We start from the raw sequence: 24,834 nt of genomic DNA, 5'->3' as shown, positions 1-24,834 counted from the left end.
GGGGGTCAGCCGCTGGTGGCGAGGGCTCGGCCGAGCCTGGTGGCGATCTCCTGCATCTGCGGGATCAGGCCGCTCCGCCCGCTGCGGGCCTCCAGCGCCTGGACCCGGGCCTCGGGCCCGGAGATGGACAGGGCGGTCGGCGTCGGCGCGCCCGGGACCAGGACGGCGATGCAGCGGACGCCGATCTCCTGCTCCTGGTCGTCCACCGCGTAGCCGCCGGCCTTCACCGCGTCGAACTGTGCCAGCAGCCGGGCCGGTTCGGTGACGGTGTGCTCGGTGTGCGCGGGCAGCGGCACGCTGCCGAGCACGCCGGCCGCCTCGTGCCGGGGCAGCTGCGCCAGCAGGATCTTGCCCACGGCGGTGCAGTGCGGCTGGACCCGTCGGCCGACCTCGGTGAACATCCGCATCGAGTGCCGGGACGGCACCTGCCCCACATAGACGACCTCGCCGGCCTCCAGCACTGCGAGGTTCGCGGTCTCGCCGGTGGCCTCCATCAGCTCGGCCAGGTACGGGCGGGCCCAGCTGCCGAGCAGCCGTCCGGCCGTCTCGCCGAGCCGGATCAGCCGCGGGCCCAGGGTGTAGCGGCGGGCGGTGTCCTGGCGGACGTAGCCCTGCTGGACCAGGGTGCGGATCAGCCGGTGGATGGTCGGCATCGGCAGTCCGGAGGCGCTCGCGAGATCGCTGAGCGTGCTCACCCCGCCCGCGTCGGCGAGGACTTCCAGCAGCTGGAAGGCGCGTTCGACGGACTGGACACCGCCGGAGCGGTCGGTTGCCTGAACCTCGACCGATGCGGGAGGAGCGGCCACTGGACTACCTTCCTCAGGGACGTGCCGGGCAGGGGTATGGTGTGCCGCGAGCAACATCAACAAAGTGTTGAATTTCTGTATCGCGGAAACTAGCCTCCACCTTACAGAAGCGCGACGATGTCGAGAACGACTTTTGATCAAGTGGCCTCCCCAGTTTGAAGGAGCTCAGGACCATGTCCGGAACGCAGGACCCGCAGGGATCGCAGGACGCAGACCTCCCCTCCATCGTCGTCGCGGGCCTCCCGGTCGACCGGGGTGAGGAAGTGCTCACCACCGAGGCGCTCGCCTTCGTCGCCGACCTGCACCGCCGCTTCGAGCCCCGCCGCCGCGAACTCCTGGCCCTGCGCCGGCAGCGCCGCGCCCGCATCGCCGCCGAGGGCACCCTCGACTTCCTCCCCGAGACCGCGGCCGTCCGCGCCGGGGACTGGAAGGTCGCCGAGGCGCCCCGCGCGCTGCAGGACCGCCGGGTGGAGATCACCGGCCCCACCGACCGCAAGATGGTGATCAACGCCCTCAACTCCGGCGCCAAGGTCTGGCTCGCCGACTTCGAGGACGCCAGCGCGCCGACCTGGCACAACGTGGTCGACGGCCAGATCAACCTGATCGACGCCTATCAGCGCCGGATCGACTTCAGCACCGAGGCCGGCAAGTCCTACACCCTGCGCCCCGACGCCGAGCTCGCCACCGTCGTGGTCCGCCCCCGCGGCTGGCACCTGGACGAGGCGCACCTGCTGGTCGACGGCGCCCCCGTGGCCGGCGCCCTCGTCGACTTCGGCCTCTACTTCTTCCACAACGCCGCCCGGCTGCTGGCCCGCGGCGCGGAGGACCCCAACTCGGGCCCGTACTTCTACCTCGCCAAGACCGAGAGCCACCTCGAGGCCCGGCTCTGGAACGAGGTCTTCACCCACGCACAGCAGGCCCTCGGCATCCCGTACGGCACCGTCAAGGCCACCGTCCTGATCGAGACGATCACCGCGGCCTTCGAGATGGACGAGATCCTCTACGAGCTGCGCGACCACGCGGCCGGGCTCAATGCCGGGCGCTGGGACTACCTCTTCTCCATCATCAAGAACCTCCGCGACGCGGGCGAGCGCTATGTCCTCCCCGACCGCAACTCCGTGGGCATGACCTCGCCGTTCATGCGCGCGTACGCCCAACTGCTGGTGCAGACCTGCCACAAGCGCGGGGCCCATGCCATCGGCGGGATGGCCGCGTTCATCCCCTCCCGCCGCGACCCGGCGGTCAACGCCGCCGCGATGGAGAAGGTCACCGCGGACAAGGAGCGCGAGGCCGGGAACGGCTTCGACGGCTCCTGGGTGGCCCACCCCGACCTGGTGCCGATCTGCCGCAGCTCCTTCGACGCGGTGCTCGGCGACCGTCCGAACCAGAAGGACGTGCTCCCGGCCGGTGAGGTCACCGCCGCGGAGCTGCTGGACATCGCGGGGGCTGGTGGCAGCTGCACCGCGGCCGGGCTGCACAACGCGGTCCAGGTCGGCGTCCGCTACATCGAGGCGTGGCTGCGCGGGCTCGGCGCGGTCGGCATCTTCAACATGATGGAGGACGCCGCGACGGCCGAGATCTCGCGCTCGCAGATCTGGCAGTGGATCTACAACGGTGTGGTGCTGGATACTGGCGCCAAGGTCACCGCGGACCTGGTGCGCGAGCTGGTCGCCACCGAACTGGCTGAGCTGCGGGCCGAGTTGGGCGAGTCGGTATACGCTGCCGGTCGCTGGACCGAGGCGGCCGGACTGTTCGAGCAGGTCGCGCTGGCCGATGAGTTCGTCGACTTCCTGACCCTGCCCGGCTACGCCCTGCTGGGCTGAGCCGGGCCCATGAGCCGGCGGTGGTGACCGGGGAAAACCTGGGGAGGTCCTTCCCGGTCACCACCGCCTGATTCACCTTCAACTGATTGACCATCAACTGAGTGACCGTCAGGCCGAGGACAGCGCCCGCAGCGAGACCGAGGCGGGCAGCAGCACCGGGTCCGCCCGGACGCTGCTGCGGGCGCACCCGGGCGGGCCGCCACCGTCCGGCCGGGCGGGCACCAGCAGGCCTCTGGCCTGGGCCGGGACCAGCCAGAGCCCCGACTCCCCGGCGTCGTCCCGGGCGGACCAGACATAGCTGTCGGCCTCGCCGGCCGCCACCACGTCCAGCTTCCGCCCGGTCAGCCGGACCACACCGCCGCGCTCCGCCGCCCGGCACGGGTCGGCGGGGTCGTCGGCCAGGGCCACGGTGCACAGATGCCGTCCGGCGGCGATCTCGCCCTGCAGCCAACTGCCGCCGCTGCCGCCGATCAGCGCCAGGGCAGCGTAGTGCGAGCGCAGCACCGCCGCGGTGGCGGGGCAGACCGGGGCGAACCGCCGCACCACCTCCTCGGCCGCGTCCCCGCCGAGGCTGAGGAAGCCCTCCCGGGCCAGGGCGCCGACGGTGTCCCGGGGGAAGCGGACGCCGCGCCCCGCCGTGCTGAGAATGCTGCTGAGGGACATCACCCGCTGCATCACCATCTCCTTCAACTCGGCGGATACAGCGCGTAGTCGGTGAAGTTGCCGTACAGCCGCTCGCCCGGCGGCCCCTGCGTCACGGCGTGGACCAGCAGCCGTCCGCCGACGAAGGCGCCGTGCCAGGACGCGCCCCGGCCACCGAAGGGCTCCTCGCGGTCGCCGCGTGAGCGGGGGGCGTTGACGCCGACCTTGAAGGCCTGGAGCTGCTTGCCCAGCCGCTCCGCGGTCGTGGTGTCGTCGCAGGCCAGCGAGGCGGTGAGGGCGCCGTTGCTGGCGTTCATGGCCGCCAGCAGCTCGGCCTCGGTGTCCACCAGCACCACCGTGTCCACCGGGCCGAAGGGCTCGTAGTGGTGCAGCGGCGAGGACGGCGGCGGGGAGAGCAGCGTCATCGGCGGGAGGTAGGCGGAGGTGTCCTGGCCGGGCAGGAAGCGGCCCTCGTTGAGCTTGCCCCGGTGCAGCGGGACGCCGCCCCTGGCCACCGCGTCGGCGAAGGTGTCCGCCAGTTCCTTGGCCTTGGCGTCGTTGATCAGCGGGCCGAAGCTCAGCTCCGGCAGCGGGTCGTCAGGATCGGCCACGGCCAGCGGATGACCGAAGGCGACCGAGCGCACGGCCGGCAGGTAGGCGGCGAGGAACTCGTCGAACAGCTGGCGCTGCACCACATAGCGGGGGTAGGCGGTGCAGCGCTGCTTGCCGTACTCGAAGGCCTTGGCCGCCTGCGCGGCCAGCAGCGGCCAGTCGCTGAACTCCCAGACGCCCCAGCAGTTCAGGCCCTCCTGCTCCAGCACATGGCGCTGCCGGGTGGCGGCCAGCGCCGAGGCGACCCGGCTGCCGGTGCCCCGGCCGCCGACGAAGCTGACGCAGCCCAGGGCCGGGTCGGTGACCAGGGCGGGGGAGAGCCGGGAGCCGCTGCCGCTGAGCAGGGTCAGCGGCAGCCCGTGCCGCACTCCGATCGCGCACGCCAGGGTGAGGCAGGCGGTGCCTCCGTCGGTGGGGGTCTTGGCGACGGCGGCGTTGCCGGCCAGCACCTGCACCAGCATCGCGTGCAGCAGCACGCTCATCGGGTAGTTCCAGCTGGCGATGTTGGAGACCGGGCCCGTCAGCGGGCTGCGGCCGTCGACCATGCCCTCGATCCCGTCCACGTACCAGCGCACCCCGTCCAGGCAGCGGTCCACGTCGGCGAGGGCCAGCCGCCAGGGCTTGCCGATCTCCCAGACCAGCAGCATCGCCAGCAGCTCCCGGTGCTCGGTGAGTTCGTCCAGGGCGGCGCCGACCCGGGCCCGGCGCTCGGCCAGCGGGGTGTGCCGCCAGGCGCGGTGCTGGTCCACCGCCTCGCGGACGGCGGCCCTGGCGGCGTCCACCTCCAGCGCGGGCGGGCCGAGGATGCTCCGGCCGTCCACCGGGGAGGTGGCGGGCGCGGGTTCGCCGTCGGCGACCCAGCGGCCGCCGTGCAGATTGAGCGCCCGGTCCTCGCGGAAGGCCTCCGGGGCGGCGCCGAGGGCGCGGGCGTGGATGTCGGCCCAGGCGGTGCCGGGCTTGAGCTGGTAGGTGACGGTGCTCGGGTCGGCGTCCTTCATCGGGGGGTCCCTCTCCGGGAGGTGGGGGCGGAGGTCCGCGCCAGCAGGTCGACCGCGGCGTGGACGTCGCGCAGGGTGGGGGCGGCCACCCCGGTCAGATCGGCGATCTCGACGACCGCGCCGATGATCGCGTCGAGCTCCAACTCCTTGCCGGCCTCCAGGTCCTGGAGCATCGAGGTCTTGTGGTGGCCGACCCGCTCGGCCCCGGCGATCCGCCGCTCGATGGAGACGTCCGGCTTCACCCCGGTCGCCTGGGCGATCTCCAGGGTCTCCGCCATCATCGAGGCGACCAGTCGGCGGGCGCCCGGATGGCCGGCGATCTGGACCATGGTCGCCCTGGTCAGCGCGCTGAGCGGATTGAAGGCGACATTGCCCATCAGCTTGATCCAGATGTCCTGCCGCAGATCCGGTTCGACCGGGCACTTCAGCCCGCCGGCCACCATCGCGGCGCTGAACGCCTGGCAGCGGGCGGAGACCGAGCCGTCCGGCTCGCCGATGGAGAAGCGGGTGCCCTCCAGGTGCCGGATCACCCCGGGCTCGGCGATCTCGGTGGAGCAGTAGACGACGCAGCCGACGGCCCGTCGGACCGGGATCACCGCGCTGACCGCGCCGCCCGGGTCCACCGTCTCCAGCCGGCGCCCCTGCAGCCGGTGGCCGGCCAGGCCGTGGAAGTACCACCAGGGGATGCCGTTCTGCGCCGCCACCACGGCCGTGTCCGGGCCGAGCAGCGGGCCCAGCAGCGGCTCGCAGCCGGCGTACTGCTGGGCCTTGAGGCCCAGGAAGACCACGTCCACCGGGCCGATCTCGGCCGGGTCGGCGGTGGCGTGCGGGCGGGCGGTGAAGTCGCCGCGCGGGCTGAGCACCCGCACGCCTTCGGCCTGCAGTGCGGCCAGGTGCGGTCCGCGGGCGACGAGGTGGACCTCGCTCCCGCCCCGGTGCAGCGCGGCCCCGACGTAGGCGCCGATGGCGCCGGCGCCGAGGACGGCGACGCGCAGACCTGTGCTGGTGTCGCTCATATGGGGCTGCCCCCTTGATCTGAGTGGGAGTCGGACCCCTGAGGGGCAACATTGCATACAGTATGCAGCCGAGCGCTCCTCGGCGAAAGAGCCAGGCATCGCGTGATTCCGGTCACCTTCCACGGTAGATTGCATACAAGAATCTGTATGCTGGGAATATCCCGTATGGGGGATCTGGATCCCGCAACGGCCGGACCTCCTGGGGGAGTTCATATGCGTGAAGCACTCAGCGCCGCCGCCACCCGCCGCGTCACCCGACCCGCGCCGCTGCGGCAGGCCGTCTACGAGGCGCTGGTCGAGCTGATCGTCAACGGCTCGCTCTCCGCAGGGCAGCACCTGGTGGAGGCCGAGCTGGCCGAGCACCTGGGGGTCAGCCGGCAGCCCGTGCGCGAGGCGCTGCAGCGGCTGCAGACCGAGGGGTGGGTGGATCTGCGGCCCGCGCAGGGGGCCTTCGTGCACACCCCGACCGAGCAGGAGGCCGGCCAACTGCTGGGCGTCCGCGCCGTGCTGGAGACGCACTCGGCGCGGGAGGCGGCCCTGAAGGCGGGCCCCGAGGACGTGGCCCGGCTGTGGGAGCTGCAGCAGGTGGGCGTCAACGCGCTGGCCGAGGACGAGCCGCGCGGCATCGTGGAGGCCAACGCCGCGCTGCACGGGTTCATCACCGAGCTGTCCGGCAACCAGGTGCTGTCCGAGCTGATCGGGCAGGTGGACCGGAGGGTCCGCTGGTACTACACCCCGATCGCCCGCCCCCGCGGCAAGGAGGCCTGGCACGAGCACGCGGACCTGATCCAGGCCATCGCGGACGGTGACGCCGACCTGGCGGAGAAGCTGATGCGCAGTCACACCGAGCGGACCACGGACTTCTACCGGATCCAGATCGCGGCCGCCTCCGCCGCGGCGGAGGCCGGCTGACGTGCGGACGGGACCGGCCGGAGCAGGGAGCGCACCCCACCGGCCGGTCCCGCCGCCGTGCGCGCGGACGGCGGGAACGGGGGCTGCCGCCAGCCCCGGGCCCGCCATGGTCGAAGACCCGCGCGCAGCTCTGGAGGGGGTGCCGCCGCCCTTGCCCGACGGCGGCACCCCGGTTGTGTGTCCTGCTGCCCGCGGCCCAGCCGGGCCGGCCGCGACAGCCGGGGCGAGCGGCTCAGCCCGGCTGGCGGCCGATCGCAGGCGAGATCTTGGCCCGGGCCGGCACCCCGGCCTGCCGCGGTCGTCCCGGTCGTCCCGGCTGCCGCAGCAGCAGGGTGAGCAGCGCCGAGCCCAGGCCCATGAACCCGGCCAGGATGTAGGCCCCGCTGTAGCCCCAGGAGGCGATCGCCATCGCCCCGAGCCCGCCGCCGGCCAGGCCGCTGACCAGCTTGGCGCTGTAGACGATGCCGTAGTTCTGGGCGGTGTTGTTCTCCCCGAAGTAGTCCGGGACCAGCGCCGCGAACAGCGGGTAGAACGCCCCGCCGCCGAAGCCGGAGAGGAAGGCGAAGAAGAGGAAGAACACCTCGTTGTGCGAGGAGCCCGACCACAGCACGCCGAACTGCGCGATGCCCTCGACGGCGAGCACCAGGGTGAGCGACTGCTTGCGTCCCAGCCGGTCGGAGAGCCAGCCGACCACGCCGCGCCCGGTCCCGTTGACCACCGACATCACGCCCATCGAGGACGCGGCGACCAGCGGGCCGAAGCCCAGGTGCTTGGCGTAGGGGACCTGGAACGAGATGCCGAAGATGGACACCCCCGCGATCGCGACCAGGCAGACCCACATCAGCGGCAGCATGCCGGTCCGCATCGCCTCGGCCGGACCGTACTGGCGCACGGCCGGCGGGTTCTTGGCGAGGGCCGCGGCGTTCTTGCCGCCGCCGTCGGCGGTGAGGGCCAGCGGGTCGACGTCGGACGGCCACCAGTTCTTCGGCGGGTCCTTGAAGAACAGCCCGGAGATGCCGACCAGCAGCACCACATAGAGCCCGATGCCGTCCAGCACCGCGTGGTAGTCGCTCGCGTCGAACCAGTAGGTGAAGACGAAGATCAGCGGCACCGAACCGTAGGCGAAGCCGCCGTTGACGAAGCCGGTCTTGCCTCCGCGCCGTTCCGGGTACCACTTGCCGACCATGTTGATACAGGTCGCGTAGACCAGACCGGACCCTGAGCCGCCGATCAGGCCGAAGCCGAGGAAGGCCAGCGTGAGGTTCGGCGCGTGGCTCAGCGAGACGATGCCGACGGCGGCCAGGACGGATCCGGTGACCATGGCGGAGCGGGCCGAGAAGACGTTCTTCTCACGCAGCCGCCCGGCCGGGAAGGCCACCGCGGCTTGGAACACGACCCAGATGCTGAGCAGCCAGAAGGTGTTGGTGGAGGTCCAACCGTGGGCCTTGGACAGGGTGTCCTCGGCCGAACCGTAGGCGTACTCCGAGACGCTGATGGCGATCATCGCGGCCCAGGGCAGCCAGACCATCAGTCGCCTGGAGTGACCCAGGAGCTGACGGTCGGTCTCGCCGACGCGGTAGAGCCTGCCGTTCCGGTCGGTGATCTCCCGGTACCCGGCTGGGGCCGCGCTTGGTGCTGCGGTCATGGGGTTTCCCCTTACCTTGGAAGAGTGTTGGCCTGCGCCCCCTGGCCTTGCTCTCTTCGTCGTGCACCCGCGGCTGAGCCGCGGTTCCCGTCCGGGGCGGCATCCCGGACGGCGGGTGGGTGGGATCGTTCTGGTGACGGTGGATCAAGTGGCGGATCTGCGAAGGATCCTCCGCTGGGGGCCTTTCTGAAAAGGCCCCCAACAGGGAATCCTCAGTGACCGGTTCGGCTCACCCGGGCTCGGCCGGCAGCAGCCCGGCTGCCCGCGCCCAGCGGTACTTGGCGCCCAGCGCCTCCACCGGAAGCTCCGTGGTGTAGGGGTAGGCCACGATGCCGTGGTCGAAGAGGTACGCGGACGCCTCCTCCACCTCGGTGTCCCCGGCCAGCGAGGCGACCACCGGCTTCTCGATGCCGCGGTCCCGGAACTCCTGCACCACCCGGGCGGTGAGCTCGGCGAACACCATCGGCGGGGTGACGATGGTGTGCCAGTAGCCGAGCACCAGCGCATGGATGCGCGGGTCCTCAAGACCCAGCCGGATCGTCGCCTCATAGGTGGACGGCGGCTCGCCGCCGGTGATGTCGATTCGGGTTGCCGGCCGCGCCGAACGGCGGGATGAAGGCGCGGAAGGCCTCGTCCAGGTCGGGCGGGATCTCCATCAGCGTCAGCCCCGCGTCCACGCAGGCGTCGGAGAGCAGCACCCCGGAGCCGCCGGCCCCGGTGATGATGACGACGTTGTCGCCCTTGGGGGTGGGCATGACCGGTAGCGAGCGGGCGTACTCCAGCAGGTTCAGCAGGCCCGGGGCCCGGATCACCCCGGCCTGGCGCAGGATGTCGTCGTAGACCCGGTCGTCCCCGGCCAGCGCCCCGGTGTGGGAGCCGGCCGCGATCGCGCCCTGGGCGGTGCGCCCGGCCTTGAGCACGACGACCGGCTTGTGCGGGACGGTCGCCCTGGCCGCCTCGACGAAGGCCCGGCCGTCCTTGAGGTCCTCCAGGTGCATGGCGATGACGGTGGTGTTGTCGTCCTGGGCGAAGAAGGTGAGCAGGTCGTCCTCGTCCAGGTCGGCCTTGTTGCCGAGGCCGACGATGGCGGAGACCCCGGTGCGGGTGGTGCGGCTGAAGCCGAGGATGGCCATGCCGATCCCGCCGCTCTGCGAGCTGAGCGCGACCCCGCCCTTGACGTCGTAGGGGGTGCAGAAGGTCGCGCTCAGGTCGGACGCGGTGTAGTAGTAGCCGTAGATGTTGGGGCCGAGGATCCGCACCCCGTACTCCGCGGCGATGTCCACCACCTGCTGCTGCAGCGCGTGGTCGCCGGTCTCGGCGAAGCCGGAGGGGATCAGCACGGCCGCCGCGACGCCCTTGCGGCCGACCTCCTCCAGTGTGGCCGGGACGAAGCGGGCCGGCACGGCGAAGACCGCGACGTCCACCTCGCCCGGCACGTCCAGGATGCTGGGGTAGGCCTTGCGGCTCATGATCTCGTCGGCCTTGGGGTTGATCGGGTAGATCTCCCCGGCGAAGCCGCCGTCGACCAGGTTGCGCATCACCGAGTTGCCGATCTTGCCCTCCTCGGCGGAGGCTCCGATCACGGCGATGGCCCGCGGCTTCATCAGCCGCTCCATCGCCTCCAGGATGTCCTCCCTGGAGTGCTGCGGACGGGCCGGCGCCGGGGCCGGGTCCAGGATCAGCCGGACGTCGGCGGCGACCGCGCCGCTCGCGGTGGCGAGCACCGGGTTGAGGTCCGCCTCGGCGATCTCCGGGAAGTCGGAGACCAGGTCGGACAGTTTGACGATCAGTCCGGCCAGGGCGTCCCGGTCCACCGCGGGCGCTCCGCGCACCCCGCGCAGCACCTCGGCGGCGGCGATGGAGTCCAGCATCGACTCGGCGTCCGCGGTGGTCGCCGGGGCGAGCCGGAAGGTGACGTCCTTCAGCACCTCCACGAGCACCCCGCCGAGGCCGAAGGCGACCACCTTGCCGAAGGTGGGGTCGGTGACCGCGCCGATGATCACCTCTTGCCCGGGCGGCAGCTGCTGCTGCACCTGGACCCCGACGATCTGCGCGTCAGCGTCGTAGTCACCGGCGTTGACAAGGATGGTGTCGTAACCGGCCCGGACCGCCTCGGCCGAGTCCAGGCCCAGCAGCACGCCGCCGGCCTCGGTCTTGTGCAGGATCTGCGGCGAGACGATCTTGAGCACCACCGGGAAGCCGAACTCGGCCGCCAGCGCGGCGGCCTCCTCGGCGCTGCCGGCGATGCCCTCGCCCGGGGTGGCGATGCCGTAGGCCTGGCAGGCGAGCCGGCCCTCCGGGGCGGTGAGCGAGGTGCGGCCCTCGGCGAGGACCCGGTCGATCAGTACGCGCACAGCGGCGCGGTCGTAGTCGTGCTGAGCCATGGGCCCGTTCCTCCTGTTGAGTGACGGCCTGTTGGGTGACGCCGAGTCAGATGACGCCGATGCCGCGCAGGCCCGACAACTGCTCCTCGGTGTAGCCGAGTGCCGCGTACACCTCGTTGTTGTGCTCGCCGAGCAGCGGCGGCCTGGTGATGTCGACGGGGGAGTCGGAGAGCCGCAACGGGGAGCCGACGGTCTTGAAGCTGCCGCGCTCGGGGTGCTGCACCTCCACCACCGCGCCCAGTTCGGCCAGGGTGGCGTCGGCGATCAGCTCACGGGTGGAGAGGATCGGGCCGCAGGGGATGTCATGGGCGTTGAGCGCGTCCATCACCTCCCACTTGCTGTGCCGCTCGGTCCACTCCTCGACCAGGGCGAACATCTTGTCCAGCTTGGGCAGCCGGGCCTCGGGCGTGGCCCAGCCCTCGTCCTCGGCCAGCTCGGGCCGGCCGATCAGCTCGGTCAGCGGACGCCAGCCCTGCGGCTGGACGATCACATAGATGTAGTCGTTGGGCCCGCCCGGCGCGCAGCGCACCGCCCAGCCCGGCTGCCCGCCGCCGGAGGCGTTGCCCGAACGCGGCACGTCGTCCCCGAAGCGCTCGTTGGGGTACTCCCGCAGCGGCCCGTGCACCAGCCGCTGCTGGTCCCGGAGCTTCACCCGGCACAGATTCAGCACCGCCTCCTGCATCGCCACCTGCACCCGCTGGCCGCGACCGGTCGCGGTCCGCTGGTACAGCGCCGCCAGCACCGCCGCGACCAGGTGGATCCCGGTGCCCGAGTCCCCGATCTGCGCCCCGGTCGCCGTCGGCGGCCCCTCCTCGAACCCGGTGGTGGCCATCGAGCCGCCCATGGCCTGGGCGATGACTTCGTAGGCTTTGAAGTCTGCGTAGCGGCCGGGACCGAATCCCTTGATGCTGGCGTAGATGAGGCGGGGGTTGAGGGCTTCCAGGGTTTCCCAGGGGTAGCCGAAGCGGTCGACCACGCCGGGGCCGAAGTTCTCGACGAGGATGTCGGAGTCGGCGACCAGGCGCTCGAAGATGTGCTTGCCCTGGCCGGTCTTCATGTTCAGGGTGATGCTGCGCTTGTTGCAGTTGAGCATGGTGAAGTACAGGCTGTCCGCGCCGGGGAGGTCGCGGAGCTGGCTGCGGGTGATGTCACCGCGGCCGGGGGCCTCCAGCTTGACCACGTCGGCGCCGAGCCAGGCCAGCAGCTGGGTGGCGGAAGGGCCGGACTGGACGTGGGTCATGTCCAGCACCCGGACCCCGGCGAGGGCCTTCGTCGATTCGGTCATGTCACTCAACTCCCTTGCAGATTAAGGGCGTTCACTTTGGCGACGTTCACTTGTACATGGTCTGGTTCATGGTTCCCGGCGCGTAGGCGTCCGGGTCCACCCAGACGTTGATCAGCGACGGCAGCCCCGACTCCCGGGCCCGTGCATGGCCGGCGCGATGTCCGCCGGGTCGCGGACCTCCTCGCCGTAGCCGCCGAGCATCCTGGCGAACTCGTCGTAGCGGACGTCGCCGAGGGTGTTGCCGATCCGGCCGCGCTCCTTGCCGTACTTGGCCTCCTGGCCGTAACGGATCTGGTTCATCGAGGAGTTGTTGCCGATGACGCCGACGAACGGCAGCTTGTAGCGGACCAGGGTCTCGAAGTCCCAGCCGGTCAGGCTGAACGCGCCGTCGCCGAACAGCGCCACCACCTCCTTGTCCGGGCGGGCGTACTTCGCGGCGAGCACGAACGGGATGCCGACGCCGAGGGTGCCGAGCGGTCCGGGGTCCATCCAGTGACCGGGCGACTTGGGCTGCACCACGCCGCCGGAGAAGGTGACGATGTCGCCGCCGTCGCCGATGTAGATGGAGTCCTCGGTCAGGAACTCGTTGATCTCGTGGGCCAGTCGCAGCGGGTGGATCGGGTGGGCGTCGGAGAGCTGCCGCGGCAGCCGCTTCTGGTACGCGTCCTCCTCCTGGGCCCGCAGCTCCTCGAACCAGGCCTTGCGGGCGACGCTGGTCGCCCCGGTGCCGCCGACCCGGCCGGACGCGGCCTGCACGGTGGCGGCGAGGATCGCGCCGGGGTCGCCGACCAGGCCGAGGTCGATGTCCCGGTTCTTGCCGACGGTGCGGTAGTCGAGGTCGACCTGCACCACCTTGGCGCCGCGCGGCAGCCGGCGGCCGTAGCCCATCCGGAAGTCGAAGGGGGTGCCGACGATGATGATCAGGTCGGCGTTGTTGAAGGCGTAGCGCCGGGACAGGTGGAAGTGGTGCGGGTCGCCGGGCGGCAGGGTGCCGCGTCCCGCGCCGTTCATGAACACCGGGACGTTGAGGGTGCGGGCGAAGTCCACCGCCGCGTCGGTGGCGCGGGCGGTCCAGACCTGGGTGCCGAGCAGCACGCAGGGCTTCTCCGAGGCGGAGAGCAGGTCGGCCAGCCGCTCGACCGACTCGGGGTCGCCGATGCTGCGGGTGGAGGTCCGGTAGCGTCCGGCCGCCGGGACCACGGCGCTGTCGACCGGGACCTTGGCGTCCAGGATGTCGCGCGGGATCTCCAGGAAGGAGGGCCCGGGAGCGCCGTTGTAGCACTCGCGGAAGGCCATCGACACCATGTCGGCGGCGCGGGAGGTGTGCGGCACGGTGGCGGCGAACTTGGTGATCGGCGTCATCATGTCGACGTGCGGCAGGTCCTGCAGCGAGCCCATCTTGTGCTGGCTGAGCGAACCCTGACCGCCGATCAGCAGCATCGGGCTCTCGGCGCGGAAGGCGTTGGCGACGCCGGTGACGGCGTCGGTGGTGCCGGGCCCGGCGGTGACCACGGCCACGCCGGGCTTTCCGGTGACCCGGGCGTAGCCGTCGGCGGCGTGGGCGGCCACCTGCTCGTGCCGCACGTCCACGACGGCGATGCCCTCATCCACGCATCCGTCGTAGATGTCGATGATGTGGCCACCGCAGAGCGTGAAGATCACGTCCACGCCCTCGGCCTTGAGCGCCTTGGCGACAAGGTGTCCGCCAGAGATGGTCGCGTCGTCGGTCATTGATCGTCAACTCCTCGTGCTCAACGGGCCATTCGGCTGCTCTGTAGATTGCATACCGTATGGAGTAGCCATATCGTTGCTCCAGTCGCGCCGGGCTGTCCAGAGGACGGACGAAAGTAATCCGAGGCGGCTTCAGCGGCCCTCAGGGCTCCGTGACTCACCACCAGAGGGCGGACGGCAGATGGATTTGTTCGAATATCAGGCGAAAGAGCTCTTCGCCCGGCACGGCGTACCGGTGCTCGCCGGAGCGGTGATCGGGGCGGCCGAGGAGGCCCGGGCGATCGCGGCCGGATGGGGCGGGCCCGCGGTGGTCAAGGCGCAGGTCAAGGTCGGTGGCCGGGGTAAGGCCGGTGGCGTGAAGCTGGCCTCCGACCCGGACGACGCGGTGGCCAAGGCCGGTCAGATCCTGGGCATGGACATCAAGGGCCACACGGTCCACAAGGTGATGCTCGCCCAGACGGCCGACATCAGGGACGAGTACTACGTCTCGTTCCTGCTGGACCGCACCAACCGCACCTTCCTGGCCATGGCCTCGGTCGAGGGCGGCGTGGAGATCGAGGTCGTCGCGGTCGAGAACCCCGAGGCGCTGGCCAAGGTCGCGGTGGACGCCAACGAGGGCGTGACCGACGCCAAGGCCCGTGAGATCGTCGCGGCGGCCAAGTTCCCGGCCGACGTCGCCGACCAGATCGCCGAGGTCCTGAAGAGCCTGTGGAAGGTCTTCATCGCCGAGGACGCCCTGCTGGTCGAGGTGAACCCGCTGGTCAAGACGCAAAGCCGCGAAGTTTGCTGATCGGAGGCAGTTGCAAGGGGGTATCAGGCGGCGAGCGTGTAGGTGGCGGGGCCGGTCTTGTTGAGTAGTCCACGGTGCGCCCATTGGGACAATTGAACGCAAAAGCTGTTGAGGTTGGTGACGCCCAGCGCATGTGCGACTTCCCGGCCTCGCCAGGCCCGTTGCGGATCGGTGAGGAGGAGGGCGAGGACGCGTTCCTTACGGCTGCCCTGCGGTGGCGTGCCCTGTGAATGCGCGGGCAGGATGCGGGGCGGTTCCACTTCCTTGGCCGCATCGTTCGCGATCGGGTCGGCATCGGCCGCGCAGGCGGGAGGCGGGGTGGAGGTCCCCGCGTGGACGAGGACACTGATCTGGGTGATGTCGATGCTGGTCAGCGGCCGATCATCGGCTTTGGGGCGGGCGTGGTAGCGGGATACCGGGGACTTGACCTTGCGGGCGTTGAATCGGGGGCGGCGCTCGTCGAGGAGGTTGGCCAGGACAGCGCGACCGATGGCGCCGACCAGGTCTACCTCACCGGTCTCGACGATGCCGCGGGCGAGCGTCAGCTCCTCGCGAGCGCTCTCCAATGCGGTGGTGAAGCCCGTCCGGTCGGGGTCGGTGCCCGGACGGGACTCTGCGGCGGCGACCATCGCGGTGCGCAGGACCTGGTAGACGGTGAGCTGGGCCCACAGTTCCTGTTCGATGCCGAACTGGTCGCCTGAGCGCAGGATGTGGCCGGTGAGCATCGTGTGGCGCAGGGAGTAGAACGCCGACTCGACCTCCCACCTCTCGTGGTAGAGGCGGATCAACTGCCCTGCGGGGTCGGTGCGGTGGTCGAGCAGGGTGGTGACCAGCCGGTAGCGATTGGTGTGCACGGTGCCGTCGGCGATGGTCAGGACGATGTCGGCGTCGATGATCCGCACCCGCAGTCCGGCGATCCGCGACAGGAAGGAGCCGTCCGGCAAGGGGGTGAGCATCGGTGGGCGGCGGGTGGATCTGGCGCGGACCAGGAGTCGGGCCCCCGTCTTGGCGGCAGCGGTCAGGAAGTCGTTGCCGTCGAAGCCGCGGTCGGCCAGCAGCAGCATGTCCCGGTTCAGGAGCGGCAGCAGCCGTGTCGCGTAGGCCCTTTCGCCGGTGTCCGGACCGGCGGAGGGGCCGAAGGTCGCGCCGAGCAGGCCCCGGGTTCCGGTCTCGACCAGGGCCATGAGCATCACCGTGGGGTAACCGGCCCACGCCAGGCGGTACTTGACCTTCCCCAGCCAGCCTCGATTGCGCTCCGAGTCGGGGACCTTGATCGAACTGCAGCCGTCGAACGCGACGGTTCGGTAGTGGCGGTAGCGCACGCCCGGGGTGTGCGGCTGGGCCAGAGGCCCTGCGACCACCTCGAACAGGGCTTTCATCGGTGCCGCGCCCAGGCGTCGGCGCAAGTGACGCAGGGCTGTCTCGGAGGGAGCCGGCAGCGGCAGGCCGCTCAGGCCGGCAACCAGTTTGCCCCACACCCCCGCATAGCCCAACTGCGGGAACAGGGCCAGCGCGAACAGGAAGTACACGCCGGCCCGCGAGGGCAGACAGCGCAGCCGCCGCTGCACCGTCCCGGTCTCCTCCAGTACCGCGTCGACCAACTCGAACGGAAGATACCGGGTCAACTCGCCCAGATGGCCCGGGGCGAAGACCCCTGCGGCGACCGTGATGGAACGCGTGAACGTGGTGATGGCAGACTGAAGGCGCAACGGGACCCCGAACTCGGACCGATCTTGGCAGATCACCGAGTTCTACCAGGGGTCCCGTCGTACGTTCAGGCCACCCACCTGCCCAGAACCCGCCTGGACAGCACCGCAGATCAGCAAACTTCGCGGCTTTGGGTCAAGACGGGTGACGGCAAGATCGTCGCGCTGGACGGCAAGGTCTCCCTGGACGAGAACGCCGGTTTCCGCCAGCCCGGCCACGAGGCCTTCCGCGACACCGTCGGGGCCGACCCGCTGGAGGCCAAGGCGGCGGCGAAGGGCCTGAACTACGTCAAGCTCGACGGCGAGGTCGGCATCATCGGCAACGGCGCCGGACTGGTGATGAGCACCCTGGACGTGGTGGCCAGGGCCGGGGCGCGGCCGGCCAACTTCCTGGACATCGGCGGCGGCGCCTCCGCGCAGGTGATGGCGGACGGGCTGGACGTGATCCTGGGCGACCCCGACGTCCGCTCGGTGTTCGTCAATGTCTTCGGCGGCATCACCGCCTGCGACGCGGTGGCCAACGGGATCGTCCAGGCGCTGGCCTCGCTGCCGGCCCTGACCAAGCCGCTGGTCGTCCGACTGGACGGCAACAACGCCGAGTTGGGGCGGCGGATCCTGGCCGAGGCCGCGCTGCCGCTGGTCGAGCTGGTCGACTCCATGGACGCCGCCGCCGAGCGCGCCGCCGCACTCTCCCTCGCCGTGCAGGTCTGAGACAGCGTCCGGAAAGGACAACGACAATGGCCATCTGGCTCACCGAGCACAACAAGGTCCTGGTCCAGGGCATGACCGGGGCCGAGGGCAGGAAGCACACGCTGCGGATGATCGCCGCGGGCACGGACGTCGTCGGCGGGGTCACCCCCGGCAAGGGCGGCAGCGGCGTGGAGATCGGCGGCCGGCAGCTGCCGGTCTTCGACAGCGTGGCGGAGGGGGTGGCCGCGACCGGCGCGGACACCACCGTGGTCTTCGTTCCGCCGCGGTTCGCCCGGGCGGCGGTGCTGGAGGCGGTCGACGCGGAGGTGCCGCTGGTCGTGGTCATCACCGAGGGCATCCCGGTCCACGACAGCGCCGCCTTCTGGGCGCACAGCGTCGCGAAGGGCGGCCGGACCAGGATCATCGGCCCCAACTGCCCCGGCATCATCAGCCCGGGACGCGCCAACGCCGGGATCATCCCGGCCGACATCACCAAGCCCGGCCGGATCGGCCTGGTCTCCAAGTCCGGCACGCTCACCTACCAACTCATGTACGAGCTGCGCGACCTGGGCTTCTCCAGCTGCGTCGGGATCGGCGGCGACCCGGTCATCGGCACCACCCACATCGACGCGCTGCGGGGCTTCGAGGAGGACCCGGACACCGACGCGGTGATCCTGGTCGGCGAGATCGGCGGGGACGCCGAGGAGCGCGCCGCCGACTACGTCCGGGCGTCCGTCAGCAAGCCGGTGGTCGGCTATGTGGCCGGCTTCACCGCCCCCGAGGGCCGGACCATGGGCCACGCCGGGGCGATCGTCTCCGGCTCCTCCGGCACCGCCCAGGCCAAGGCGGAGGCGCTGGAGGCAGCGGGCGTCCCGGTCGGCCGCACGCCGTCCGAGACGGCCAGGCTGCTCCGGTCGGTTCTCGCCTGAGATTCCGCACCGGACGTCGCGTGCCTTTGGCCGCCGAGGGATCAATCCCCCGGCGGCCAAAGGCTTGTGACGGTTGTTCAGCCGCCGCCGCGAGTGGCCGCCGGCAGCAGGCCGAGCAGCGGGCGGGGCCGCCGGACCAGGCCCGCGGTGAGGGCCGCCGCCAGCAGCACCCCGGCCCGCGATCCCGGCCCCGCCGGTCCGGGGAGCGAACGCGGCGAGCGCGCAGCCGGCCGCGCCGCCGACCGCCTTGGCGGTGTAGAGCAGGGCGAACGCCCGCTGCCCGCCGTGTCGGCCGTAGAAGCCGCGGAGCAGTCCGACCAGCACCGGATAGCAGCCGCCGGTGCCGCAGCCGGCCAGCACCGCGCAGCAGACCGCCGCCGTCGGGCCGCCGCCGACCAGCCCCGGCTGGGCCAGGGCGCCCAGCAGCAGGGCGAGGGCGAGCACCGTCCCCCGGCCGAACCGTTCCGCCAGTGCCCCCACCGCGCCGCGGCCGAGGCCGCTGCCCGCGGCGAAGGCGGCGCAGGTCCAAAGGGCGACCGCGCCCGGACGGGCGGCGGCCGCGTCGGCGGCCAGCCGGCCCAGGTCGAACAGCAGCGCGGCCGAGGTCAGCGCGGTGGCCGCGTAGAGCAGTCGCCAGGCGCCGCTGCCGGTGCCCGGTCGGGCCTCGGCCTCCCACAGCGGCGGGCGGTTGTGGCGCAGGCTGCGGTTGAGGTGCCGGTCCAGGGTCCACTGCCGGGGGTCGATCCCGGCGGGCCACCAGTGCTCGGGCGGATCGCGCAGCAGCGCCCCGCAGCCCAGCGCCGCGAGCAGGCTCAGCCCGGCGACCACCCCGAGCACCGGGGCGACCGCGGAGGCGTGCCCGCCCAGGGCGAGCAGCAGGAGCAGCGGCAGCACCGCCCCGTAGGCGTAGCCGCCGGTGACAAAGGCCACCGCGGCGGGCGCGCGCTCCGGGTACCAGCGCGCGGCCGTCGCGGTGCAGCTCGCGTACACCAGGCCCGCGCCGCTGCCGCCGAGCAGACCGTAGCCGACCAGCAGGGCGGTGCCGCCCGCGCCGACCGGGTCGGCGGACTGGGCGGTCGCGGCCGCGATCGCCAGCGCGCCCCGCGCAGCAGGCGCCGCCGAGCAGCAGCACCAGCCCGCCGGGTCCGGCCCGGTGCCGGGCCCGCAGCAGGTGCGCGACCGGCACCGCCGCCGCCTGGCACACGGTCCAGACGGCCAGCACGGCGAAGGTGGTGCGGGCTCCGTGCAGCGGGAGCGCGGTGAGCGCGAAGCCGTACTGGAGCACGCCGGCCCCCAGCATCGCGCCCCAGGCCAGCCAGAGGATCCAACGCCGGCCGCCCGGGCCGAGCAGTTGGCGGTCGGTCTCGCCGACCCGGTGCAGCCGGCCGTAGCAGTCCGGACGTGCTGGACCGGCGCTGGAGGTGCCGGAGGTGCCTGATGTCTCGTCAAGGGTCTACCCCTCTCGGATAATTGCATACAGTATGGGTTATCCGAGGTATAGCACCGCTGACGAGTCGGGGGAAGCCCTGCTACCGGCTGGGGTCCAGCACCAGCTTTCCGGTGGTCCGCCGGGCCCGCAGGTCCTCGTGCGCCCTGGCCGCGTCGGTCAGCGGGTACGCCTCGCCCACCAGCGGGATCAGCTCGCCGTCGGCCACCATCCGGAACAGCTCGGCCATCGGCTCGGCGTGCAGCGCGGGCTTGCCGACGCAGTGCATCAGCCAGAAGCCGACCACCGCGCTGGAGTGCGCCATCAGCGCCGCGGCGCTGATCGGCTTGGGCTCGGTGCGTGAGGCCATGCCGTAGGCGACCAGCCGTCCGAACGGGGCCAGCGCCTTCAGTGAGGCGTCGAAGACCGGGCCGCCGGTCATCTCCAGCACCACGTCGACCGGGGCGCCGCCGTTCGCCTCGATCAGCCGGTCCCGCAGGCCCTCCGGCTCGGCCTCCACCGCGACGTCGGCGCCCAGTTGCAGCGCCAGCTCCCGCTTCTCCTTGCTGGACGCGGTGGCGATCACCCGGCCCGCCCCGAACCGCTTCGCCAGCTGGACCGCCAGCGATCCGGTCCCGCCGGCCGCCGCGTGCACCACCACGGTCTCGCCGGGGGCCATCCGGGCCGAGGTGCGCAGCAGGTGCCAGGCGGTGAGGCCCTGCACCACCAGCGCCAGCGCGGCCCCGTCCGACACCGCGTCGGGGACGTCCAGCGCCATGTTCTCCCAGGCCACGGCCCGCTCGGCATAACCCCCTGTGGCGGTCAGGGCGACCACCCGGCGGCCGTCCGCGGTGCGGCCGACGACCTCGCCGCCGGGCACCATCGGCAGGGTGCTGCTGGAGAGGTAGGAGTCCTCGATCGAGTGGGTGTCCGCGAAGTTGACACCGGCCGCGGCCACGTCGATCAGCAGCTGTCCCGGCTTGGCGACCGGCTCGGGCAGGTCGGCCAGCCGCAGTACCTCGGGGCCGCCGAACTCGGTGATCTGGATCGCCCGCATGTCTTGCTCCTTACCGATGGGTAACTCGTCTCCCTCTCAACATACCGGCTGGTATGTCGCGAAGGAACCCGCCGCCGTCAACGTGGGTTGACAATCGGCGGGTGTCAACTTACATTGACAGCATGAACGAAGCGACGACTCTCGCGGAAGCGGCGGGCGGGCGGGATCCCCGGACCGGCCTGCGCGCGGTGGCAGCACTCCGCCGGCTGCTGGAAACGCTGGAGGTGCTGCAGGTCCGCAGCGCCCGGGCGCAGGGCTGGTCCTGGCAGGAGATCGGGGCCGAACTCGGCGTCAGCAGGCAGGCCGTACACAAGAAGCACGGGGGGCGATGACCATGATGGAGCGATTCAGCACGACCGCACGACAGGCGGTCGTGGACGCGGTCGAGGCCGCGCGGGCCGAGCACGCCCCGGCGCTGGGGGAGGAGCACCTGCTGGCCGGGCTGCTCGCCCAGGCCGACAGCACCGCGGTCCGGCTGCTGGCCGCGTCCGGCTGCGGCCCTGACCAGCACGCGGCACTGCTGGCGGAGTGCCGCGACTACCGCCGGCGCGGCGGCATCGGCCGGGCCGAGGCGGAGGCGCTGCGCGGGCTGGGGATCGAGGTCGACGAGATCATCGACCGGGTCGAGGAGATCTGGGGCGAGGGAGCCCTGCTGGAGCCGGTGCCGCTGGGATCGTCCGGTCGGCGGGGACGCAAGCGGCTGCTCGGCAGCAACCCGCCCTGGCGGCCGGAGGCGAAGAAGGCACTGGAGACCTCGCTGCGGCAGGCCCTGGACCTGCGCAGCAAGACCATCGGCAGCGAACACGTGCTGCTCGGCCTGCTGGTCAGCCCCGGCGCGGCCAAGGAGGTGCTCACCGGACGCGGCATCACCTCACTGCACATCAGAGCACTGATCCAGACCGAGCCGAAGCCGCCCGCCCCGCCGACGCGGCCGCCCGCCCCGCCGACGCCGCCCGCGTGAAAGAGTGAATGCCGCAGCCCCGGACCCTCGCCGTGGGTCCGGGGCTGCGCTCCCCGGCGCGCGGGCGCGTCGAGGAGTCCGGGCGGCACACCGTCCAGCGGCGCCCGGAGATCTGGGTGGGTCCTGAATTACGTGCGGGAGGCCAGCTCGCGGGCCGCGTCGGCGGCGGCCTTGGCGATCCGGTCCTCGTTCACCGTGGTCAGGTGGTTGTTCTCGACCACGGCGCGGCCGTTGACCAGCAGCAGCGACAGCGGCGGGAGCGCACCGAGGGTGAGCGCCGCGATTGGGTCGGCGATCGAGGAGTGCATGATCCCGTCGACCTTCCACAGCGCCAGGTCGGCCAGCTTGCCGACCTCGATCGAGCCGATCTCGTTCTGCCGGCCGAGCACCCGGGCGCCGCCCATGGTGCCGAGCCGCAGCGCCTTGCGGCCGGTCAGCGCGTCCGGACGGCCGTGCAGCCGGTTGATCAGCAGCGCGTTGCGCAGCTCGGTGCCCAGCTCGCCGGACTCGTTGGAGGCGGTGCCGTCCACGCCCAGGCCGACCGGGACGCCGGCCTTGAGCATGTCCGGGACCCGGGCGATGCCGGCCGCGAGCCGGGCGTTGGAGGACGGGCAGTGCGCCACACCGGTGCCGGTCTCGGCGAACTTGGCGATGTCGGAGTCGTTCATGTGGACGCAGTGCGCCATCCACACGTCCTCGCCGAGCCAGCCCACGCTCTCGAAGTAGTCGGTCGGCCCCATCCCGAACAGCTCCTTGCAGAACTGCTCCTCCTCGGCCGTCTCCGAGCCGTGGGTGTGCAGCCGTACGCCTTTGCGGCGGGCGAGCACCGCCGCCTCGCGCATCAGCTCGGTGCTGACCGAGAACGGGGAACAGGGGGCGATGGCGATGTGCAGCATCGAGTCGAAGGAGGCGTCGTGGTAGCGGTCCACCGCGTCCTCGGAGGCGATCAGGATGTCCTCGGTGCGCTCCACCGCGTGGTCCGGCGGCAGGCCGCCGTCCTTCTTGCTGCGGTCCATCGAGCCGCGCAGCGCGGTGAAGCGCATGCCCAGCTCCTGCACCGCCTCGATCTCGGCGCCGAGGATGTCGCCGCCGCCGCCCTGCGGGAAGACGTAGTGGTGGTCGCTGGCGGTGGTACAGCCGGACTTCAGCAGCGCGGCGGCCGAGCCCTGGGCGGCGGCGTGGACCAGTTTGGCGTCGATCCTGGCCCAGGTCGGGTAGAGCGCCACCAGCCAGTCGAACAGGATGTTGTCCTGCGCCAGACCGCGGGTGATCCACTGGTAGAAGTGGTGGTGAGTGTTCACCAACCCCGGGGTGACCAGGTGCCCCTCAGCGTTGATCCGGCGGGTGACGCCCTGCAGCCACTGCGGGGCGGGGCCCTCGCCGACCGACTCGATCCGGTTGCCGGCGATCACGACGTGACCGCGGCTGTACTCGTTGTCGGCGGCGTCCACGGTGGCGATGGCCGCGTTCTCGATGACGATGCGCTCATCGGCGGGCGGGGGGAGGGTGCTCATGGGATTCAGCTCCTCGACGGTAGCGGTTTGGGAAAACCGCCGTCTGTGGAGCTGCCCAGGGCGGGACGGCGGCAGAATCCCTGGGATTGTTCTAGCGGAGAATCATGCCACCGGAATGACCGGCACGACACCCTCGCGATGAACCGTACCCTCGATCAGCCCGTACGGGCGATCCGCGGCGTAGTAGACCTCGTTGTTGTTCTTGAGGCCGAAGGGCTCCAGGTCCACCAGGAAGTGGTGCTTGTTCGGCAGCTCCAGCCGGACCTCGTCGATCTCGGCGCGGTTGTTCAGCACCCGGCTGCCCATCGCGTGCAGGGTCTGCTGCAGCGAGTAGGAGTAGGTCTCGGCGAACGCCTCCAGCAGGTGCCGGCGTACGTGGGTGTACGAACGCTCCCAGTTGGGCTGGGTCTCCTCGCCGCTCCAGGAGTGCTTCCAGCGGGCGGTGACCTCGGTGGCGAGGACCCGGTCGTACGCCTCCTTGAGGGTGGTGTACTTGTCCTTGATGTAGCCCCAGAACTCCGAGTTGGTGGAGTTCATGACGGTCAGTTCCTTCAGGCCGGTGATGACCTCGAAGCTGCTGCCGTCATAGGTGATCTGCGCGGTGCGGATCTCGCCGCCGCTGCGGACGAAGGAGTGGCCGACCTCCTCGGACCCGATGAACTTCGCCGAGTTGTCCGGGGTCCGGATCCGGTCCCAGGTGTACTCCTCGATCCGGATCCGGGCCCGGTGGATCGGCTCGTTGTTGTCCACGAAGTGGCGCGCGAGCAGGACGCCGAAGGCCTCGGCCGACTCGATGCCGTGCTCCTTGGCGAACGCGTACACCGTGTTCTTGGTGGTGTCGGTCGGCAGGCAGTGGGCGTTGGACCCGGTGAGGTGGACGTCGTCCAGGTCGCCGGAGAGCGCGACCGAGACGTTCAGGTCCTTGATCTCGTGGCGGGTGGAGTCACGGTAGATGCGGACGACACGGGTCTCCGCCTTTCCGTACTGGTTCTGGCCAAGAACGTGAGCCATGGGTTCTCTAGCTTCCTCGGTAGACGGAGTACCCGAACGGGTTGAGCAGCAGGGGTACGTGGTAGTGGGCCTGGGCCGGGTCCACGTCGATGACGATGGACACCTCGGGAAGAACGGGCCCTCGGTGGTGAAGGTCAGCCGCAGCACGGTGCCGGCCGCGACGTCGGGCACCGGCAGGTCCTTGCAGCGGCCGTCGGCGTCGGTCTTGGAGCGGCCGAGGACGCTCCAACTGCCTGCTGCTGCCCGCTGGGCCAGTTCGACCGGGATGCCCTCGGCGGGGCGGCCGGTGCTGGTGTTCAGCACATGGGTGGAGATGGAGGTCATGATTCCCCGTCACATAGTGGTTCAGTGCTCGGTGAGGAGGCGGTCGATCCGAATGTCGTTGATCTTCCGCAGCTCGCCGCGGACGATCTCCTGCTCGGCGTCGCCGTCGTTGCCGATGCGGGCGCGCAGGGCGTCGAGCATCGTCTCCGCGGTGCGGCCGGTGGCGCAGATCAGGAAGACATGGCCGAACTTCGCCTCGTAGTCGGCGTTCGCCTGCTGGAGGTCGTCCAGCAGGGCCTCGTCCGCGTCGTGGACGCCGGACTGCTCGCGCTGGGAGGTGGCGTCCCCGGCCTTGGGTTCGCCGATCCTGGCGTGTCCGGCCATCGCGTCGGCGAGGTCGGCGGGGCCGAGCTGCGCCATCGCGGTGGCGTTGGCGTCGCGTACGGCGTCGTCGTCGGCCCAGGGGCGGGCGGAGCGGACGAGTTTCGCCCAGGTGGGGCTGCTGCAGATCTCGACGAGCTGGGCGTCGAGGTCCTCGTCGCCTACGGCGTTGAGCCGGGCGAGCGCAGTGGTTGACTGTGCCACGGATGACCTCCTACGAGGGGCGTCAACCAAAAGCTAGGCCCAGTGCT

18 protein-coding genes and 6 pseudogenes are annotated in these 24,834 nt (G+C 71.4%); 8 read left to right on the top strand and 16 right to left on the bottom strand.

The genetic code is table 11. From position 1 onward, the window contains the following. Nucleotides 1–5 precede the first annotated feature (5 nt). Nucleotides 6–806 (bottom strand): IclR family transcriptional regulator, encoded by an 801-nt coding sequence (locus tag ACXKR8_RS12175; RefSeq protein ID WP_458272913.1) that lies wholly within the window; start codon nucleotides 804–806, stop codon nucleotides 6–8. 173 nt (nucleotides 807–979) lie between these two features. On the opposite strand from ACXKR8_RS12175, the gene aceB reads away from it, so the two are divergent. Continuing rightward, nucleotides 980–2,629, top strand: coding sequence for a malate synthase A (gene aceB, locus ACXKR8_RS12170; RefSeq protein WP_458272912.1), 1,650 nt, complete (start codon nucleotides 980–982; stop codon nucleotides 2,627–2,629). Between the two features lie 108 nt (nucleotides 2,630–2,737). On the opposite strand, the gene ACXKR8_RS12165 is transcribed toward aceB, so the two are convergent. The 3 genes from ACXKR8_RS12165 to ACXKR8_RS12155 are packed head-to-tail and all read right to left on the bottom strand — an operon-like array spanning nucleotide 2,738 to nucleotide 5,876. Further along, nucleotides 2,738–3,304, bottom strand: a complete 567-nt coding sequence (locus tag ACXKR8_RS12165) for a hypothetical protein (protein ID WP_458272911.1) — start codon at nucleotides 3,302–3,304, stop codon at nucleotides 2,738–2,740. An 11-nt stretch (nucleotides 3,305–3,315) separates the two neighbouring features. Continuing rightward, on the bottom strand, nucleotides 3,316–4,881 hold the full coding sequence (locus ACXKR8_RS12160; RefSeq protein WP_458272910.1) for an aldehyde dehydrogenase family protein: 1,566 nt from the start codon (nucleotides 4,879–4,881) through the stop codon (nucleotides 3,316–3,318). Beyond that, on the bottom strand, nucleotides 4,878–5,876 hold the full coding sequence (locus tag ACXKR8_RS12155; RefSeq protein WP_458274961.1) for a 2-dehydropantoate 2-reductase: 999 nt from the start codon (nucleotides 5,874–5,876) through the stop codon (nucleotides 4,878–4,880). Before ACXKR8_RS12155 ends, ACXKR8_RS12160 begins: the two co-directional genes overlap by 4 nt. A gap of 234 nt (nucleotides 5,877–6,110) precedes the next feature. On the opposite strand from ACXKR8_RS12155, the gene ACXKR8_RS12150 reads away from it, so the two are divergent. Continuing rightward, nucleotides 6,111–6,809, top strand: coding sequence for a GntR family transcriptional regulator (locus ACXKR8_RS12150; protein WP_458272909.1), 699 nt, complete (start codon nucleotides 6,111–6,113; stop codon nucleotides 6,807–6,809). Nucleotides 6,810–7,041: 232 nt separating this feature from the next. On the opposite strand, the gene ACXKR8_RS12145 is transcribed toward ACXKR8_RS12150, so the two are convergent. From ACXKR8_RS12145 to ACXKR8_RS12130, 4 genes and pseudogenes are all read right to left on the bottom strand, one after another. Further along, nucleotides 7,042–8,454, bottom strand: coding sequence for an OFA family MFS transporter (locus ACXKR8_RS12145; protein WP_458272908.1), 1,413 nt, complete (start codon nucleotides 8,452–8,454; stop codon nucleotides 7,042–7,044). A gap of 229 nt (nucleotides 8,455–8,683) precedes the next feature. Continuing rightward, nucleotides 8,684–10,838, bottom strand: a pseudogene (locus ACXKR8_RS12140) (acetate--CoA ligase family protein). Between the two features lie 46 nt (nucleotides 10,839–10,884). Next, entirely contained in the window at nucleotides 10,885–12,123 is a 1,239-nt protein-coding gene (gene frc / locus ACXKR8_RS12135; protein ID WP_458272906.1) for a formyl-CoA transferase, read from the bottom strand. A 46-nt stretch (nucleotides 12,124–12,169) separates the two neighbouring features. Continuing rightward, nucleotides 12,170–13,854: pseudogene (locus tag ACXKR8_RS12130) on the bottom strand (thiamine pyrophosphate-binding protein). Nucleotides 13,855–14,035: 181 nt separating this feature from the next. On the opposite strand from ACXKR8_RS12130, the pseudogene ACXKR8_RS12125 reads away from it, so the two are divergent. Continuing rightward, nucleotides 14,036–14,638: pseudogene (locus ACXKR8_RS12125) on the top strand (ATP-grasp domain-containing protein); the annotation flags it as partial. 29 nt (nucleotides 14,639–14,667) lie between these two features. Here the strand turns inward: ACXKR8_RS12125 and ACXKR8_RS12120 are convergent. Next, on the bottom strand, nucleotides 14,668–16,353 hold the full coding sequence (locus tag ACXKR8_RS12120; RefSeq protein WP_458270917.1) for an IS4 family transposase: 1,686 nt from the start codon (nucleotides 16,351–16,353) through the stop codon (nucleotides 14,668–14,670). 132 nt (nucleotides 16,354–16,485) lie between these two features. On the opposite strand from ACXKR8_RS12120, the pseudogene ACXKR8_RS12115 reads away from it, so the two are divergent. Both ACXKR8_RS12115 and sucD read left to right on the top strand, forming a co-directional pair. Continuing rightward, nucleotides 16,486–17,061, top strand: a pseudogene (locus ACXKR8_RS12115) (ADP-forming succinate--CoA ligase subunit beta); the annotation flags it as partial. Between the two features lie 26 nt (nucleotides 17,062–17,087). Next, complete coding sequence (gene sucD / locus ACXKR8_RS12110; RefSeq protein WP_458272905.1) at nucleotides 17,088–17,969, top strand: succinate--CoA ligase subunit alpha; 882 nt, start codon at nucleotides 17,088–17,090, stop codon at nucleotides 17,967–17,969. A gap of 285 nt (nucleotides 17,970–18,254) precedes the next feature. Here sucD and ACXKR8_RS12105 read toward each other — a convergent pair. Then, nucleotides 18,255–18,959: pseudogene (locus ACXKR8_RS12105) on the bottom strand (MFS transporter); the annotation flags it as partial. 49 nt (nucleotides 18,960–19,008) lie between these two features. Between ACXKR8_RS12105 and ACXKR8_RS12100 the strand changes: the two are divergent. Then, a complete protein-coding gene (locus ACXKR8_RS12100; protein ID WP_462100470.1) occupies nucleotides 19,009–19,407 on the top strand; it encodes a hypothetical protein in 399 nt (132 codons plus the stop codon). Between the two features lie 91 nt (nucleotides 19,408–19,498). Here ACXKR8_RS12100 and ACXKR8_RS12095 read toward each other — a convergent pair whose 3' ends face one another. Next, entirely contained in the window at nucleotides 19,499–20,452 is a 954-nt protein-coding gene (locus tag ACXKR8_RS12095) for a quinone oxidoreductase family protein (protein WP_458272903.1), read from the bottom strand. A 122-nt stretch (nucleotides 20,453–20,574) separates the two neighbouring features. Here ACXKR8_RS12095 and ACXKR8_RS12090 point away from each other — a divergent pair, with 122 nt between their 5' ends. Next, the gene (locus ACXKR8_RS12090) at nucleotides 20,575–20,784 is read left to right on the top strand and encodes a helix-turn-helix domain-containing protein (protein WP_458272902.1); all 210 of its coding nucleotides are present in this window, start codon (nucleotides 20,575–20,577) and stop codon (nucleotides 20,782–20,784) included. Then, nucleotides 20,781–21,413 (top strand): Clp protease N-terminal domain-containing protein, encoded by a 633-nt coding sequence (locus ACXKR8_RS12085; RefSeq protein WP_458272901.1) that lies wholly within the window; start codon nucleotides 20,781–20,783, stop codon nucleotides 21,411–21,413. The genes ACXKR8_RS12090 and ACXKR8_RS12085 overlap by 4 nt, the downstream gene beginning before the upstream one ends. A gap of 128 nt (nucleotides 21,414–21,541) precedes the next feature. Here the strand turns inward: ACXKR8_RS12085 and ACXKR8_RS12080 are convergent, their stop codons facing one another. The 5 genes and pseudogenes from ACXKR8_RS12080 to uraD form a co-directional block, all read right to left on the bottom strand. After that, nucleotides 21,542–22,927, bottom strand: coding sequence for an 8-oxoguanine deaminase (locus ACXKR8_RS12080; protein WP_462100469.1), 1,386 nt, complete (start codon nucleotides 22,925–22,927; stop codon nucleotides 21,542–21,544). A 102-nt stretch (nucleotides 22,928–23,029) separates the two neighbouring features. After that, entirely contained in the window at nucleotides 23,030–23,938 is a 909-nt protein-coding gene (pucL, locus tag ACXKR8_RS12075) for a factor-independent urate hydroxylase (protein WP_458272899.1), read from the bottom strand. A 7-nt stretch (nucleotides 23,939–23,945) separates the two neighbouring features. Continuing rightward, the gene (locus ACXKR8_RS12070) at nucleotides 23,946–24,023 is read right to left on the bottom strand and encodes a hydroxyisourate hydrolase (protein ID WP_462100674.1); all 78 of its coding nucleotides are present in this window, start codon (nucleotides 24,021–24,023) and stop codon (nucleotides 23,946–23,948) included. A 95-nt stretch (nucleotides 24,024–24,118) separates the two neighbouring features. After that, a pseudogene (locus tag ACXKR8_RS12065) lies at nucleotides 24,119–24,262 on the bottom strand (hydroxyisourate hydrolase); the annotation flags it as partial. A 21-nt stretch (nucleotides 24,263–24,283) separates the two neighbouring features. Continuing rightward, nucleotides 24,284–24,787: a 2-oxo-4-hydroxy-4-carboxy-5-ureidoimidazoline decarboxylase gene (gene uraD / locus ACXKR8_RS12060; RefSeq protein ID WP_458272897.1), complete on the bottom strand. Its 504-nt coding sequence runs from the start codon at nucleotides 24,785–24,787 to the stop codon at nucleotides 24,284–24,286. Nucleotides 24,788–24,834: the final 47 nt, after the last annotated feature.

The organism is Streptacidiphilus sp. PAMC 29251 (assembly GCF_054208735.2).
Note: the sequence above shows the minus strand (reverse complement) of the source record. Positions and strands in the feature narration are given on the sequence as shown.

Excerpts from the sequence above, each read along its gene's own strand:
- sucD (WP_458272905.1), top strand. The coding sequence starts at position 17,088 with ATGGCCATCTGGCTCACCGAGCACAACAAGGTCCTGGTCCAGGGCATG.
- ACXKR8_RS12145 (WP_458272908.1), bottom strand. The coding sequence starts at position 8,454 with ATGACCGCAGCACCAAGCGCGGCCCCAGCCGGGTACCGGGAGATCACC.
- aceB (WP_458272912.1), top strand. The coding sequence starts at position 980 with ATGTCCGGAACGCAGGACCCGCAGGGATCGCAGGACGCAGACCTCCCC.
- ACXKR8_RS12080 (WP_462100469.1), bottom strand. The coding sequence starts at position 22,927 with ATGAGCACCCTCCCCCCGCCCGCCGATGAGCGCATCGTCATCGAGAAC.
- ACXKR8_RS12165 (WP_458272911.1), bottom strand. The coding sequence starts at position 3,304 with ATGCAGCGGGTGATGTCCCTCAGCAGCATTCTCAGCACGGCGGGGCGC.
- ACXKR8_RS12150 (WP_458272909.1), top strand. The coding sequence starts at position 6,111 with ATGCGTGAAGCACTCAGCGCCGCCGCCACCCGCCGCGTCACCCGACCC.
- pucL (WP_458272899.1), bottom strand. The coding sequence starts at position 23,938 with ATGGCTCACGTTCTTGGCCAGAACCAGTACGGAAAGGCGGAGACCCGT.
- ACXKR8_RS12085 (WP_458272901.1), top strand. The coding sequence starts at position 20,781 with ATGACCATGATGGAGCGATTCAGCACGACCGCACGACAGGCGGTCGTG.
- frc (WP_458272906.1), bottom strand. The coding sequence starts at position 12,123 with ATGACCGAATCGACGAAGGCCCTCGCCGGGGTCCGGGTGCTGGACATG.
- ACXKR8_RS12095 (WP_458272903.1), bottom strand. The coding sequence starts at position 20,452 with ATGCGGGCGATCCAGATCACCGAGTTCGGCGGCCCCGAGGTACTGCGG.
- ACXKR8_RS12090 (WP_458272902.1), top strand. The coding sequence starts at position 20,575 with ATGAACGAAGCGACGACTCTCGCGGAAGCGGCGGGCGGGCGGGATCCC.
- ACXKR8_RS12160 (WP_458272910.1), bottom strand. The coding sequence starts at position 4,881 with ATGAAGGACGCCGACCCGAGCACCGTCACCTACCAGCTCAAGCCCGGC.